This window comes from Marinilactibacillus sp. Marseille-P9653, assembly GCF_916618885.1.
Classification (GTDB): domain Bacteria; phylum Bacillota; class Bacilli; order Lactobacillales; family Carnobacteriaceae_A; genus Marinilactibacillus.
In genome coordinates this window covers 2,081,669-2,096,762 of the sequence record NZ_CAKAKH010000001.1, presented here as the reverse complement: position 1 = coordinate 2,096,762, position 15,094 = coordinate 2,081,669, and the positions used below count along the sequence as shown (strand labels likewise).

14 protein-coding genes are annotated in these 15,094 nt (G+C 35.4%); 12 read left to right on the top strand and 2 right to left on the bottom strand.

Translation table 11 applies throughout. The features are described 5' to 3' along the window. Positions 1-12: 12 nt before the first annotated feature. The 9 genes from LG377_RS10200 (at position 13) to LG377_RS10160 (ending at position 8,667) form a co-directional block, all read left to right on the top strand. Positions 13-363 (top strand): DUF2200 domain-containing protein, encoded by a 351-nt coding sequence (locus LG377_RS10200; RefSeq protein ID WP_225744549.1) that lies wholly within the window; start codon positions 13-15, stop codon positions 361-363. Positions 364-483: 120 nt separating this feature from the next. Further along, positions 484-891 (top strand): GNAT family N-acetyltransferase, encoded by a 408-nt coding sequence (locus LG377_RS10195; protein ID WP_225744548.1) that lies wholly within the window; start codon positions 484-486, stop codon positions 889-891. 309 nt (positions 892-1,200) lie between these two features. After that, positions 1,201-2,982, top strand: coding sequence for a pyruvate oxidase (gene spxB, locus LG377_RS10190; RefSeq protein ID WP_225744547.1), 1,782 nt, complete (start codon positions 1,201-1,203; stop codon positions 2,980-2,982). Positions 2,983-3,213: 231 nt separating this feature from the next. Continuing rightward, positions 3,214-3,627 carry an Rrf2 family transcriptional regulator gene (locus tag LG377_RS10185; RefSeq protein ID WP_225744546.1) on the top strand — a complete coding sequence of 138 codons (414 nt, stop codon included), beginning with the start codon at positions 3,214-3,216 and terminating at the stop codon, positions 3,625-3,627. A 69-nt stretch (positions 3,628-3,696) separates the two neighbouring features. Next, positions 3,697-4,599: an NAD(P)/FAD-dependent oxidoreductase gene (locus tag LG377_RS10180; protein ID WP_225744545.1), complete on the top strand. Its 903-nt coding sequence runs from the start codon at positions 3,697-3,699 to the stop codon at positions 4,597-4,599. Positions 4,600-4,612: 13 nt separating this feature from the next. After that, positions 4,613-5,212 carry a class I SAM-dependent methyltransferase gene (locus LG377_RS10175; protein ID WP_255612815.1) on the top strand — a complete coding sequence of 200 codons (600 nt, stop codon included), beginning with the start codon at positions 4,613-4,615 and terminating at the stop codon, positions 5,210-5,212. A 150-nt stretch (positions 5,213-5,362) separates the two neighbouring features. Further along, the gene (locus LG377_RS10170) at positions 5,363-5,962 is read left to right on the top strand and encodes a TraX family protein (protein WP_225744543.1); all 600 of its coding nucleotides are present in this window, start codon (positions 5,363-5,365) and stop codon (positions 5,960-5,962) included. 16 nt (positions 5,963-5,978) lie between these two features. Beyond that, a complete protein-coding gene (rbsK, locus tag LG377_RS10165; protein WP_225744542.1) occupies positions 5,979-6,875 on the top strand; it encodes a ribokinase in 897 nt (298 codons plus the stop codon). A gap of 175 nt (positions 6,876-7,050) precedes the next feature. Beyond that, positions 7,051-8,667, top strand: a complete 1,617-nt coding sequence (locus LG377_RS10160; RefSeq protein ID WP_225744541.1) for a Mur ligase family protein — start codon at positions 7,051-7,053, stop codon at positions 8,665-8,667. 49 nt (positions 8,668-8,716) lie between these two features. Here the strand turns inward: LG377_RS10160 and LG377_RS10155 are convergent, their stop codons facing one another. After that, entirely contained in the window at positions 8,717-8,905 is a 189-nt protein-coding gene (locus LG377_RS10155; protein WP_225744540.1) for a hypothetical protein, read from the bottom strand. 237 nt (positions 8,906-9,142) lie between these two features. Further along, the gene (locus LG377_RS10150; protein ID WP_225744539.1) at positions 9,143-9,946 is read right to left on the bottom strand and encodes a tyrosine-type recombinase/integrase; all 804 of its coding nucleotides are present in this window, start codon (positions 9,944-9,946) and stop codon (positions 9,143-9,145) included. Positions 9,947-10,198: 252 nt separating this feature from the next. On the opposite strand from LG377_RS10150, the gene LG377_RS10145 reads away from it, so the two are divergent. From LG377_RS10145 to brxC, 3 genes are read left to right on the top strand one after another with little or no spacing between them, the layout of a single operon-like run. Next, on the top strand, positions 10,199-10,819 hold the full coding sequence (locus tag LG377_RS10145; protein WP_225744538.1) for a DUF1819 family protein: 621 nt from the start codon (positions 10,199-10,201) through the stop codon (positions 10,817-10,819). Continuing rightward, entirely contained in the window at positions 10,803-11,384 is a 582-nt protein-coding gene (locus tag LG377_RS10140) for a DUF1788 domain-containing protein (RefSeq protein WP_225744537.1), read from the top strand. The genes LG377_RS10145 and LG377_RS10140 overlap by 17 nt, the downstream gene beginning before the upstream one ends. A gap of 13 nt (positions 11,385-11,397) precedes the next feature. Further along, positions 11,398-15,081 carry a BREX system P-loop protein BrxC gene (brxC, locus tag LG377_RS10135; RefSeq protein WP_225744536.1) on the top strand — a complete coding sequence of 1,228 codons (3,684 nt, stop codon included), beginning with the start codon at positions 11,398-11,400 and terminating at the stop codon, positions 15,079-15,081. Positions 15,082-15,094 lie beyond the last annotated feature (13 nt).

Sequence of the window (15,094 nt, the reverse complement as noted above, 5' to 3'; positions counted from 1 at the left end):
AAAGGAGAAATCATGGCTGAACATAAAATTTATTCAATGAGTTTTGGAAAAGTTTATCCACTCTATATAAAAAAGGTAGAGCGAAAAAACCGTACTAAATTAGAAGTAGACCAGATTATTTGTTGGTTAACGGGATATGATACTATTCGATTAAAGCAAATAGTAGAAGAAGAAAAGGACTTTCGAACCTTTTTCAAAGAAGCGCCTCAACTGAATCCGAATAGAGAGCAAATCAAAGGGATGATTTGCGGCGTTAGAATAGAAGAAATCGAAGAACCGCTTATGCAAGAAATTAGATATATGGACAAACTGATCGATGAATTAGCAAAAGGTAAAAAGATGGAAGTTATTTTGCGATCATAGAAATAGTGAACAGAGGAGAAAGACCGATGCAAAATCAGTACCGATTTGATCCGATGAATGAGCTCGAAGCCCGTGAGATAATGCAGTGAACTTATCCAGAAAAATACAAATTTTTATAACATGACAGATGATTTGGAGACTTTGGCAGAATTTATGGATGGTTCTTACTACAGTGCTAAAGATCAAAATCAAAAGTTGATGGGATTTTTATGTTTTGGAAAAAATGCGCAAGTACCTGGAGGAGTGAAGGCAGAAGCTTACTCAAATAAGCAGCTTACTGACTTAGGAATAGGAATGAATCCAAAGTTTACTGGCAGAGTTTTAGAAGAAGCATTTATTCAAGAAGCAATAGAGTTTGGACGAGAACAATTACAAATAAGAGGCTATCGATTAAGTGTAGCGGAATTCAACTTGCGAGCAATCAAAGTGTATGAGCGAGTAGGCTTTGAAAAAAAGCAAGTCTTTGAAAACCGAGAAGCTAAAAATAAAACCAACTTTGTATTAATGGAAAAAAGTAACAACTTTTAAAACATATAAAAGTCAAAATGAACGATAGAATCCTATTATTTATTTTGACTTTTTGTTTTAAACAAAAAAACTCTATAATTGGGAATCTAGCATAAAATTATTTTTATTGGCTAAGTGAGATGTTGCTATGATAGTAAATACACCTTCTTTTAAATATATTTTTAACAGTAAATATGTACAATAAGTGACGTTTTTTTGAATTGGTGGTTGAATTATAATAAACAATCGGAAATGAACTTTAAATCTCAATTTAAACGTGCTAAAATGTTTAAGGATTTATTTGTGTATTTATTTTAGGAGGATTTTTGAATGACAAGTGGAAAAACTAAAGTCAGTACAGCTTCACTAAAAGTTTTAGAAGGATGGGGAATTGATACAATTTATGGAATTCCTTCAGGAACGTTAGCTCCTTTAATGGAATCTTTAGGTGAGCAAAAAGATACTGATATTAAATTTATTCAAGTAAAACATGAAGAAGTTGGCGCAATGGCAGCTGTAATGCAAAGCAAATTTGGCGGAAACATCGCTGTTTGTGTTGGATCAGGTGGTCCTGGGGCTTCTCACTTAATCAATGGTCTTTACGATGCAGCAATGGATAACACGCCTGTTTTAGCTATTTTAGGATCTCGTCCTCAAAAAGAGTTAAACATGGATGCATTCCAAGAATTGAACCAAAATCCAATGTTCGCAAGTATTGCAGTATACAACCGCCGTGCGGCTTATGCTGAACAAGTACCAAAAATGATTGACGATGCAATCCGTACTGCTATCTCTAAACGCGGTGTATCGGTAATCGAACTACCTGGTGATTTCGGTTACCACGAAATCGATAACGATGCATTCTACTCTTCAGGTCACAGCTACCGTGATTATGTATCTCCAGCACTTAACGAAGCGGATATTGACGCTGCAGTTGAATTATTAAACAATGCTAAACGTCCTGCAATTTACGCGGGTGTCGGAACAATGGGACACGGTCCAGCTGTTCAAGAATTATCTCGTAAACTTAAAGCGCCAGTCATTACAACTGGTAAAAACTTTGAAACTTTTGAGTATGATTTTGAAGCGTTGACTGGTTCAACATACCGTGTAGGTTGGAAACCAGCTAACGAAACAGTTAAAGAAGCAGATACAATCTTATTCGTTGGATCAAACTTCCCGTTTGCTGAAATTGAAGGTACATTCTCAAACACTGAAACCTTCATCCAAATTGATAACAACCCAACAATGCTTGGTAAACGTCACAATGCAGATGTTGCGATTCTTGGAGATGCAGGCGAAGCAGTTCACTCATTACTTGAAAAAGTAACAGCTGTTCCAGAATCAGCTTGGTGGAATGCTAACTTGAAAAATATTCAAAACTGGCGTGACTACATGACTAAGTTGGAAACAAAAGAAAGTGGCGCGTTACAACTTTATCAAGTATACAATGCAATCAACAAATACGCTGATGAAGATGCAATTTACTCAATCGATGTTGGGAACTCTACTCAAACATCTATCCGTCACTTACACATGACACCTAAGAATATGTGGAGAACTTCTCCATTGTTTGCGACTATGGGAATCGGACTTCCTGGTGGTATTGGTGCTAAAAACGTGTATCCTGATCGTCAAGTCTTTAACATCATGGGTGATGGTGCGTTCTCAATGAACTATCAAGATATCGTTACTAACGTACGTTACAACATGCCTGTTATCAACATCGTATTCACGAACACTGAATATGCATTTATCAAGAACAAATACGAAGATACAAATACAAATACTTTCGGTACTGATTTTACTGATGTAGACTACGCAAAAATTGGGGAAGCTCAAGGTGCAGTTGGTTTCACAGTAAGCCGTATTGAAGATGTAGACCAAGTAATGGCTGATGCTGTTAAAGCTTATAAAGAAGGCAAAACAGTCGTTGTAGATTGTAAAATTACAAAAGACCGTCCAATTCCAGTTGAAACACTGAAATTAGACTCAACATTGTATAGTGCAGAAGAAATTAACGATTATAAAGCGAAATATGAAGCTGAAGAATTGGTACCATTCAGTGAATTCTTAAAAGCTGAAGGTCTTGAATCTAAAGTAGCTAAGTAATTTCTGATATATAGCGTATCGTTTACTATTAGGAGACTGAAATAGAAGTCTTTTGAAAGTCTTAAAATACAGAGAACCCCTGAAAGAATTGTACTTTTACAATCCTTTTCAGGGTTTTTCTTTTGATATTTTTATCATTGTACTAGAGATTTTTTCTATTGACTTTATGTCAGAATAGTTCTACTATTCAATTAAAGACAAAATGAATCTATAATTAAAAGGGTGACTTTAATGAAGTTTTCTAAAGCAACGAACTATGCGTTACATTCTATGGTTCACTTAGCTATGGAAAATACGAATGAAGCGGTAGGGGTAGATACACTAGCACAGCGCCAAAAATTATCTCCAACTTATTTATCAAAGATTTTAACAAAACTATCTAAAGCCGGTTTGATCGAATCGACGCCTGGAGTTAAAGGTGGATACCGATTGGTACGTGAACCTGAAGAATGCTCCTTTCTCGATGTAATACAGGCTACAGAAGGATATGAATCTTTACTGAATTGTACAATGTCACATGATGGAAAATGGAGTCAAACGTGTTTAATTGAGCGTACAATGTCAGAAGTAGAAGACAAAATGAAAGAAGAACTAGCGAGCAAAACAATTGCAGGAATTCTTTTACAAATGCCTGAAAAAAATTAGTGAATCACTAATTTTACTTTAATTATAGATATTAAAGGTCTTTAATAGAGTTAATAAGGAGAGATTAATATGCTAGAAGTTGTAGTAATTGGTGGAGGCCCAGCAGGAATGAGTGCTGCATTAGTTGCTGGAAGAGGCAAAAAAGAAGTTCTTTTGATTGATGAAGAACTACCTAGAAACAGAGTCACTCAAGAGGCCCATGCGTTTTTAACGAGAGACGGTGTGACACCAGAACAATTCAGAGAAAAAGGAAGAAGAGATCTATCGAAATATCCGACGATCAAAACAGAAAATGCCAGAATAGTATCCATTGACTCTAAACTTGATCATACGTTTGAACTCAAAACAGAAACAGGGGAAACCGTTCAAACGAGAGCGGTCGTTTTAGCCATTGGTTTCAAAGAAACCTTACCTGCTGTAAAAAATATCGAATCTTATTATGGTAAAAGTCTATTTTCTTGTCCATTTTGTGATGGATGGGAAATGCAAGATTGTTCATTGATATTAATCATTGATACTAAAGAAGGAGCACATTTACCGACGTTACTAAATAATTGGTCAGAAGATCTGATTGTCGCAACGAACGGAATGGATATTTTTGATGCCCAGCAGAAAAAAGATTTAAAATTGAACCAAATTAGACTGATTGACAAAGAAATAGTGGAGCTAAAAGGCGAAAACGGAGCGCTACAGAGTGTAGTATTTGAAGATGGAGAAGAAGTCATTAGAACAGGTGGCTTTTGTACACCAACGATTAATCAGAACTTTCCTTTCGTAGAAGAGTTAGGACTTGAAGTTAATGAGGCAGGATTTGTATCAACTGATTCAATGGGTCGAACCAATATTAAAGGCATCTATGCGGCAGGAGAAATTACAGGACCCTCTCAATTGATCGTATCTGCTAGCCATGGACATATGGCAGGAGTCGGCATTATTTTCGATTATAGCGCGTCGGCATATAAGAAGAACTAAAAGGAGTGTAAAAGTGGGACATATAGAAGCATTTGATAAAATGGCAGCGACATACGATAAAGCGGATAGAGTAGAGATGGCGAAAAAGTCCGCAAATCTGATTCGTCGTTTGTTGAATCATAAAGAATCCAAGTCTGCAATTGATTTTGGATGTGGAACTGGGCTATTAAGTCTAGAGCTGTCAGATGCTTTTGAATCCATCTTGATGATTGATTCATCGGCTGAAATGATTAAAGTAGTAGAAAAGAAGATCAAAGACTCATCATTTAGTCATTTAACTCCAAAACACTTGGACATCGAAACAAACCGTGTACTTTTCGAAAAAGTAGATACGATTTTTATGTCCTTAGTCTTACACCATATCGCTGATCCAGAAAGCCTATTGATGAAACTGTCTGACGCAATCTATTCAGGCGGACAATTGATGATTATTGAGATGGAAAGAAGCGAAGGTTCAAGTCACCATCCTCAAACACTCTCTCAAAAGAAACTTTTAGAAAAGCTTCCTAGTTACAATTTCAAAAATATTTATACGGAATTTTTTTATCAAACTGTTAACGAAAACAAAGGAGACTCTATTTCCCTTTATATTATCAGTGCTGAGAAAGTTTAACTTTTGACGAATTTCAAATAGAATCAAAAACTAAAAGGGATGATAGTAACAGATCATTCCTTTTAGCTTTTTTTGCGCACAATGAAAAACCGATTTAACGATTAAACTGGTATAATGTAGACTATAAAACTATACATAGGAAGGACTTAAATGATGCAGACCAATTTTGACTACAAGCTGAATATGATCAAGTGGATCGGGATTATCACAATGACGATCGATCATGCGGGCGCTTTTCTTTTCCCTCAATATTTATGGTTAAGATTAATCGGACGAATCGCTTTTCCTTGTTTTTTGTACAGCACAGTAGAAGGTACCTTGAGAACCCGAGATTATAAAAAGTACATCATAAGATTATTACTACTAGGGGTAATTTCTATGCCGATTACGCCAAATACCATCAATGTGGTGTTTTTATTGGCAGTCTTTTCACTTTCCATGAAGTATCCGCGGTATTTTTTAGGGTTCTTGTTACTAAGTATACCAACTGAATACAGTGTGTATGGATTTTTGTTTGGTTGGAGCATTTACTGGATAAAAGAGCGTAATGTAGTGCAAGGGATAGTGGCTGCTGGCATTGTCCAGTTTATTGTAGGCATTTCTTTGCAAACCTATTCTGTACTGTCTATTCCACTATTTTTATCAGAAAAGGCAATCAAGTTGCCTAGGTTACCCAAATATTTTTTCTATTGGTATTATCCATTGCATCAAGTTTTCCTTATCCTCTTGTCTATGTGGATAATATACTAGAAAGGAATGAAATGACATGTCAAAATTGTTAGTCGTTGGAAGTATTTCAACGGATTTTGTCGTAGAAACAAAAAGAGAGCCAAAAGTAGGGGGAACGATTTTCGGGGAAACCTTTGAAACCCATTTTGGAGGTAAAGGCGCTAATCAGGCTGTTGCGGCTGCTCGACTAGGTGCTGAAGTTGAAATGTTTGGAGCCGTTGGTTCAGATGTTTTTGGAGAAAGACTGTTAGACAATTTAAAAAAGAATGCTGTTGGAAGTAATCACGTGCAAATCATTAAAGATGCTCCATCAGGGTCAGCCGTTATAACCGTAATGAATGGAGATAACATGATCATTTATGTAGCGGGAGCAAATGATGCCTATACACCTGATTGTCTCTTTCAAAATCAACAACAGATAGACATGCTGAAACAAAGTGATATGGTACTAGTCCAAAATGAATTGCCACAAGCTACGATTGAAAAATTGATTGATCAAAGCTATCAAAATCGTATTCCAGTATTATATAACCCAGCTCCAGCTAGAAAGTTAACAGAAGAGTTAATGAAATTCATTACTTTCCTGACGCCGAATGAAACAGAATTTCAAGAAATGTTTCCTGGACAGTCGATAAGTAATATGCTTGAGAAATATTCCAATAAACTGATTGTGACACTAGGACAAAACGGAGCACAATTTCATGATGGTGATAAAATTGTAACTGTACCTGCAATTGAAATAGAGCATGTTGTGGATACTACAGGAGCTGGAGATACGTTCAACGGAGCCTTTGCAGTAGCGTATATGGAAGGTCAAACATTAGAAGAGTGCGTACGATTTGCGAACAAAGCGGCCGCCGTTTCTATACAGAAGTCGGGAGCACAAAACGGAATGCCTTCAATAGAAGACATTCCAAATCTCTGTAATAGATAGAGCTTTTATAGATAAGTTAGTTTTGTAATAAATATGTGATCATCTAACATCAGTGAGCAAATGATATGACATAAAACAGATAAGATAGTAAACTAGAAGTTACGTAAAGGCTTAAATTGAACGAACAGCTTACTATTAGACACTGTATGCATTCATTGGAGGAGTCAAGATCAACATGAACCTAACTGACCTATTGACCTCGGTAGAGATCGACTCTAGCCGTCCAGCTCAGCTCAAAACAGAAAAAAAAGAGACCCACATTGAAAAAATAGCTTATCATTCAAAAGAAGTTGAACCACAAACACTATTTGTCTGCATTAAAGGACATCAAGCTGATGGACATCAATATGCAAAAGATGCTGTGAAAAAAGGTGCGACAGTCGTTGTCGTTGAGCATTTTCTTGAAGAACTAGATGTACTACAACTCAAAGTTAATGATAGCCGTGAAGCATTAGCGATTATATCCAGTAATTTCTTTGGTAATCCTTCTAAATCTTTAAGTATATTTGGAGTGACAGCTACAAACGGCAAAACAACCATCACTTATATGACAGAAGAAATCTTTAAAGCACATAAACTAAAATCGGGTCTGATTGGAACGATTCTAGTGAAAATGGATAAAGAGATTGAAATGAGTCGGTTGACGACACCTGAGTCCTATGATTTGCAGCAGCATTTTGCAAAAATGAGAGATTGTGAAATTTCTCATGTCTCTATGGAAGTCTCATCTTCAGCGCTTGAACTTAAAAGAGTCTATCATACAGAATTTGATGTAGTGGCATTTATGAACATAAGCCCAGAACACATTCGATTACATGAATCTTTTGAAGCTTATTTTGATGCAAAAGCTGCACTAGTCAGAAAAGCACCCAAGCAAAGCACAGCAATTTTAAATATTGATGAACCACTACTGGTTCCTTTGGAAAAGGAGACACAAGCACAAGTCGTCACGTTTGGTATTGAAAATCAGTCGGGTACAATGACAGTTTCGGACCTTCGCTTTTTATCAGGAAAGCCTCAATTCAAAGTGAATATTATGAAGCCATTTTCTTCTTTAACTGGAAAACAGATTGAAACGATGAGTTTCGAATTGGAGATGTCGATTCCTGGTTACCACTCTATTTACAATGCACTGACGGCAGTGGTTACTGGCCTTGTAAATGATATACCTGTTGAAGTGATTCAGTTAGGAATCAAGAACTTTACTGGTGTCGAAAGACGCTTCCAAATGCTATATGACAACGAATTTAAAGTAATAGATGATTTGTTATTAAATCAAAATAATATTGATTCATGCATGGAAACGATCAGCCATCTTGAATACAAAGATTTACATCTAGTCCACGCTATCCGAGGGAATAATGGACCGGAACACAGCACGGAAATTGCAAACTCCTTGGCAGAATGGTTTAATACAATAAACGTTAGCAAAATTATATTAACGACAGCGCCTTCTCACGTGGAAAAAAAAGATAAGGTAACAGAAGAGGAATTAGCAGCATTCCTGAAAGTAATGAATCAGAACGACATTGACATCACATTTTATGAAGAACTGGATGAAACGTTACGTTTTGGCGTTGAACAATTGAAACCAGATGATATTCTGTTAATTTCTGGAGCACATTCAATGGATCAGGGCGCAAGAAAAACGCTTGAATTGCTAAAAGAAATACATCCTGACGTAGATCAAAAAGTTATCAATCAAGTCCTAGATCGTAAATTGATCGGCATGGATCCTGATGATGTGACCAAGAAACTTCTACAATATAGTTCTGAACGAGAAAATAACTAGATACACAAAAATAAGCCTAATCTACTTAAGTTGTAGACTAGGCTTATTTTTACTTATCTTCTTTTTCTTTTTTTGAATAACTGAATGCGCCAAAGGCTGAACCAAACGCAAGCCCTAGTGCTAAACCGATCGCTAAATTATCCGTTAAAATGCCAATTGCAGCACCAAGTGCTAAACCAACACCGAGATACGAACCTGCTTCGGTAGCATTTTTCTTTTCTCTATCTTTCTCATTCAATAGTTCTAACCTCCTTTAACTTTTGTTTTAGGAATAGTCGTTAGGATGATGAGTGAAGTATAGAATAAGTGTGTTTGAAAGTAAACTAAAAGGGCTAGTTGGAGTATTTTAAAGTAAGCGTGTTAATGCTTATTGTAATAATAAACGTTTAAAGTAAGGTATGAATGAGTTAGCTAATATGAAAGCGTGAGAACAAGGTTTTATTCCTTGATCTCACGCTTATTTTTATATGATTAATTACCATGTGACAACATCATTAATGATTTGCTGTTGTTCCATTGAAGATTTTCTTAAATAAATCCTTGTTGTTTCAATACTATCGTGACCCATTAAATCTGCCAATAGGGATATATCGTTATGTCTCTTTAAAAAATTCTTTGCAAAAAGATGTCTGAATGAATGGGGATAGACAACGTTTGGATTTATCCCATATTTTTTTGCACAGTATTTTAAATGAAGAGAAATTCCTCTAGTACTAATTTGCTGATTTTTTTGATTCAAAAATAAATAACCAGATCTTAACCCTTTTTTTTCAACCCATAATAAAGTTTCATCCTTTAATTTTTTTGGAATATACAATCTTCTTGTCTTTCCACCTTTAGAGTAAATGTCAAAATAACCTACCTGGATATGTTCGATTTTTAGTTTGACTAATTCACTGATCCTTGCGCCAGTAGCCCCTAAATACCAAACAATAAAATACCATTTAACTTTTCCTTCTTTTTTAAGCTGCGCTTTCAAGAAAGTGTAATCAGCATGACTAATGACGTTTTCGAGAAATGTTTTTTGCTGAAATTTAATCGTTTTTAGACGTAAGTCAGTTCTACCTAGATATTCAAGATAACGATTAATACCATTGATCCTCAAATTTGTAGTTTGAGGTTTATAGTGTTCTATTAAATATCCTTTGTATTCGAGAAGTTGTTTATGATCAACAGTGTAAGTATCTGAAAAAATTTCTACAGCATACAAATATGCTTTAATGGTTGATTCAGATAGCCCTTTATCTTCTAAATGAGATTTAAATAATTCTAATGGCATAGTCGTTCACTCCTATTTAAAGTAATCCTGCTTAGGAGCTTTATTTTATATGTATAGTATTAATTATACCAAAAAAGAGTTGTGTTCATAGGGCTATCTGTTAAAAAAATATACAAATTCTTTATTTTATCTCCTATAGAAAATTCTCATCATTATTGCTTTAAACACAGTTCTTTCCACCATTATTTTTTAACCTCTTTCATTCCTATAATTAATATTATCAGTATATTTATAAAAAGAAGGTTCGAAATCATGTCCCCAAATAGCTACTCTACAACATTGAATACTAGGAATTTTTTGTATCCTCAATCGAAAGCTGTTGCACAACTTATGCTTGAAGGGAAAACAAAAGAAGAAATCATTTATCAGGTGATAGACAAGAATTTATTTCAGCTAAAAAGTAAAAGTAGGACTAAAGGATTTCTAAATGAAATTCTAAAAAGATTGACTTACTTGGATGAAGAATTGCTACACGATTTTCTAAACACTGACCCATTGACAAGTAAAGCAGTATTATTTTATGCGCTTCTGAAAAGAGATCGATTGTTATTCGAATGGGCAAGAGAATTGATCTGGGAAAAAAGAAGAGTTTTAGAATGGGACTTGCAGAGAAGAGAAACGGAGGTTTTTCTTGAAAAAAAAGCAGAGCAAAGTCAGAAGGTGGCTAGCTGGAATGCAGAAACAAATGGGCGATTAGTCAATGCACTTCACCAAGTTTTAATTGAATCGGGATATGGGGAAAAAATAGAAGAACATATTCTTCTACAAATCCCTTACATTGAGCCAAAAATATCTGAACGATTGAAAAAATTACAGGATGACAAAGCTGTAGAAATCGTTCTTGGGGAGGTGCGTTATGCGTCCAGTGACTGAAAGGCTTGAAGAATTAAAGAGTAGACTTTTAAATAAGGAGTTGCTGGATAACACGAAATTAGGAAATGAAGTAGGCTTTTTCATTTTTGATCACGAACCAGTAGATGAACTGATCGTTCGTGAGAGGATTCCACTGATGATACAAGAATTAAAACTATCCAATCCGAACATTTCAATACAAGTTTTCGACTTATATGATCTGATTTTAGAATTTTTTGAAAAAAAGAATTACTTGGAAAAAAACTTTCAGATTGAAAGCCGTAAAAACTCAGAATTTCTTTTTCAGAAAATGCAGCAAGCTTTACGTATAGCAACCGATCAAGACTGGATCGTTCAGTCTTTTGATGAAAAATGGGATAAAGAGTCTATCGTTTTTATTACTGGAGTAGGAAAAGCTTTTCCGCTCGTTCGGAGCCACGTTCTATTAAACAATTTACAGCCCATCATCGAAAAAAGACCACTTATTTTATTCTATCCAGGAGTGTACACGAATGGGCAACTTCATTTATTTAAAGAATTCTTAGATGACCATTACTACCGCGCCTTCCGGGCCGTGGAATCCTAAAGGAGAATACCCTGTGAACATAGAACAATTATTCAAAAAAGATATTACACGTGATATTCAAGGTGTAATCAAAATTGGACAAGAAGAAAAAGAAAATATTCGTCAAGAATTAGAAGAATATGTTGTTACAGAAGAACTAGCAAGACATTTCGAAACTTTTTTTCATGCGTATAGAAAAACCTATCAGTATCCAACTGACAAAGTCGGTGTTTGGATATCTGGATTTTTTGGATCAGGTAAATCTCATTTCCTGAAAATTTTATCTTATTTGTTAAATTCAACTGTCAAAGTCGATCAACAACAGCCTTTCACGTATTTTAAAGATAAAATACATCATTCAAAAACATTAGAACAAATGAAAGAAATTGCTTCTCTACCAAGTGAAGTCGTTTTATTCAATATTGATTCTAAAACAGAGGCGGATTCCAAGCTAAATAAAGAAGGAATCGTCAAAGTTTTTAATAAAGTTTTTAATGAAATGCGTGGTTACTCAGCAAGTATTCCTTGGTTAGCTCAGCTGGAAGAAACCTTAGAAACAAATGGAGATTATGAGGCATTCAAAAGCGCGTTCAAAGAAGAAACAACAGTGACATGGGAAGAAGGTCGAGACGAATACTATTATAATCTAGACGAAATTATTACGGCGCTCGCAAAAGGAACACAAATGTCAGAAGAGAGTGCACGTAAATGGATCGAAGAAGGTGAGCAGAATTATTCTATATCAGTGGATAGTTTTGCTAAACGACTAAAAAAATACTTAGAGAGCAAAGAAGAGGACTTTCGCTTGATTTTTGCAGCGGATGAAGTAGGACAGTATATTTCTAACAATACGCAGCTGATGTTGAATCTTCAGACAGTTGTAGAAGATTTAGGTAAATATTGTCACGGTAAAATTTGGGTACTTGTCACTTCTCAACAGGATATAGATAGTTTAAGCGAAAACCTATCTGCTACAGACTTCTCTAAAATTCAAGGCCGTTTCAATACACGGATCAATTTAAGTAGTGCAAATGCGGATGAAGTCATCAAAGTAAGGTTACTTGAAAAAAGAGAGACAGCGGTCGATTCGCTAGCTCTAACATTTGACGAACAAGAGACAGCCTTAAGAAATAAACTGGAATTTGATGATAACGTACCTAAAGGATTTCGTTTTTATTCAGATCAGGAGAGCTTTATTAGCGTATACCCTTTTGTACCTTATCAATTCCATTTATTGCAGAAAGTATTTACGTCCATTCGTGAACATGGTTCTGCTGGTAAGCACTTATCTGATGGAGAAAGAAATTTACTTGAATCCATTCAACAAGCAACGATTGAATACAAAGATAAGGAGATTGGTCAACTAATTCCATTCTCGACTTTTTACACACATATTGACCAAGCATTAGAGCATAGTGTTCGAAGTACAATCATTAAAGCAACTCAAAATGAAGCATTAAATGAGTTTGATGTAAGTGTACTAAAATTATTATTCTTGATCCGTTACATCGATGAGATGCCGGGCACCTTGAAGAATATCACAACATTAATGACGTCTCACGTTGACCAGGATACGATTGAGCTTCAAAAACAAATCAGTCAGACCATGAAATTACTTGAAAAGGAATTTTATGTTCAGCGTATTGGGAATAACTATCAATTTTTAACGAATGAGGAACAAGACGTCAACCGTGAAATAGGTAATATTCACTTTCCAACTTCTGACTTGGTACATGAAGTTGGAAAGCTTTTGGTAGAAGAACTATTGGCGATTCGTAAATTTGCTTATCGGCCATTTCAAGATAAACCGTCTATTGAGTACTTGATCAACCTATCGCAATGGATTGATGATCGAGGGATCAATAACCTTACTACAGATTTGGGTATTCGGTTTTTAACGGTGTATTCAGAAATAGCAGAAGAAACAGAAATGATTGCATTATCTCAAAGAGAACCAAAAGTTGTCGTCAGAATCCCTGACGAGTATGATTTTGGAGAACTTAGACACGTACACAAAATCAATTTATATCTGCGTGAACAGTCTAGCAAGACAAAGACACCTCTGATTGAAGAGATCAATGCGAGAAAAGGACAAGAGAGAAACAAAATCTCAGCTGCTTTTAAAGCAAAACTAAAAATGGCTATTGAAGAATCTGTGATCTATGTCAATGGATTTGAAGTTGAGGTTAAAGGTCCACCGCTTTTGAGAATAGAAGAAGGGCTAAGATTGCTCGTTGAATCTTTTTATCCTAAATTGAGTTATATAGTTAAAAATTATACAAAAGATCAGTTAGAAAAGCTGATTACAGATGATCAGATGAACATGATCGATGAGCAGTTTGTTGATGATAACCGTCAAGCTACTGAAGAAATAGAACGGTATTTAAATACCCTTCATGATCGAAATATGGACGTGACATTACTTGAAATCATTGAACGCTACAGTAAAGAACCCTATGGATGGAAAGAACTGGATATTTTAGCTACTTTAAGCCATTTAATAATTGCAGAGCGAATTGTCCTATTGCAGCATAGTCGAAAAATGGTATTGTCAGAAGATCATTTTTTAAGACAGATACTAAAGAAAAATGTACAAGAACGCATTGTAGTTAAAAAACGTAAAACAATCGATACACGCATAATGAATCAAGCCAGACAGTTGATCAGCGATGTGTTCGGAATTACTGCTTTAGGAGAAAAAGAAGAGGATATTGCTCAGACGATCCGAGAACGTTTCTCAAGAGAACAGAAGAATTTAGAACTGCTTGAAACGAATTATAGGACGGTTTCTTTTCCCGAGCGTAATTTGGTTAGAGAAGGATTGAATTTAGTTCAAAAAGTCGTTGCCATTGAAGAAAATATTGAACTCCTAACTTATCTAGCGCAAAACGATGAACAGGTTATGGAGACAATGGAAGAGTTAGAAGATGTCAAAAGTTTTTTCAGCACGAGTCAAAAATCTATTTACGAGAAAGCTGTTCAAGCCAATTTACTATATCTAGAAGACCAGCACTACTTAGATAATCTTGAAATTGATTTTTTGGCAAAAACTATTCAAGAAATTTTGAATCTGGAGCGACCTTATTCGAGGATAAAAGAATTGAATGATCTCATTGACCGTTTTAATATGGAGCTCGGGCAACACCTAGAAAACGTAACGGCCCCTATAAAAGATATGGTCGATCAAGATAAATCGGATATAGAGAAGTTACTACAAGAACTAGATGGCTACTCAGAACAAGATAAAATCAATCGTAGTTATCAATTTAAAATCAGTGATCTAGAACAAAAGATGATTCACGCAAAAACTGTTGGAAAAATTCGGTCATTTGAAAATGAAAGTCAGCAAATCAAGAATACAGTCGTTAGACAAATTGATGAAGCAAAGCAAGGGATTTACGAAAGACAAGAAGCAGAAAGACAGCGAATCGTAAAAGACAAATCGGAACAAGAAGATAAAGTGGATAGATCGAAATCTGAAGTCGATTCCAATGGAAACTCTGTAATCGAAGAAGCAACAGGAATGAATTCTGGTCCTAATACCAAACTGATACTTAAGCCAAAACCAGAAAAAAGTTATGTGATGAGTCGGTCAGATCTGCTGCCAAAACGCATGGTCGATTTAAGAACAGAAGATGATATTGATGGGTACCTCCAGGTTCTTCGAACATCTTTGCTTGAAAAATTAGAACAAGCGGATGTTGTCAAACTAACTTAGAGGAGGAGTAGCC

What these genes read in the sequence shown, in the direction of transcription:
- LG377_RS10200 (WP_225744549.1), top strand. Translation starts at nt 13, where the DNA reads ATGGCTGAACATAAAATTTATTCAATGAGTTTTGGAAAAGTTTATCCA.
- LG377_RS10195 (WP_225744548.1), top strand. Translation starts at nt 484, where the DNA reads ATGACAGATGATTTGGAGACTTTGGCAGAATTTATGGATGGTTCTTAC.
- spxB (WP_225744547.1), top strand. Translation starts at nt 1,201, where the DNA reads ATGACAAGTGGAAAAACTAAAGTCAGTACAGCTTCACTAAAAGTTTTA.
- LG377_RS10185 (WP_225744546.1), top strand. Translation starts at nt 3,214, where the DNA reads ATGAAGTTTTCTAAAGCAACGAACTATGCGTTACATTCTATGGTTCAC.
- LG377_RS10180 (WP_225744545.1), top strand. Translation starts at nt 3,697, where the DNA reads ATGCTAGAAGTTGTAGTAATTGGTGGAGGCCCAGCAGGAATGAGTGCT.
- LG377_RS10170 (WP_225744543.1), top strand. Translation starts at nt 5,363, where the DNA reads ATGATGCAGACCAATTTTGACTACAAGCTGAATATGATCAAGTGGATC.
- rbsK (WP_225744542.1), top strand. Translation starts at nt 5,979, where the DNA reads ATGTCAAAATTGTTAGTCGTTGGAAGTATTTCAACGGATTTTGTCGTA.
- LG377_RS10160 (WP_225744541.1), top strand. Translation starts at nt 7,051, where the DNA reads ATGAACCTAACTGACCTATTGACCTCGGTAGAGATCGACTCTAGCCGT.
- LG377_RS10150 (WP_225744539.1), bottom strand. Translation starts at nt 9,946, where the DNA reads ATGCCATTAGAATTATTTAAATCTCATTTAGAAGATAAAGGGCTATCT.
- LG377_RS10145 (WP_225744538.1), top strand. Translation starts at nt 10,199, where the DNA reads ATGTCCCCAAATAGCTACTCTACAACATTGAATACTAGGAATTTTTTG.
- LG377_RS10140 (WP_225744537.1), top strand. Translation starts at nt 10,803, where the DNA reads ATGCGTCCAGTGACTGAAAGGCTTGAAGAATTAAAGAGTAGACTTTTA.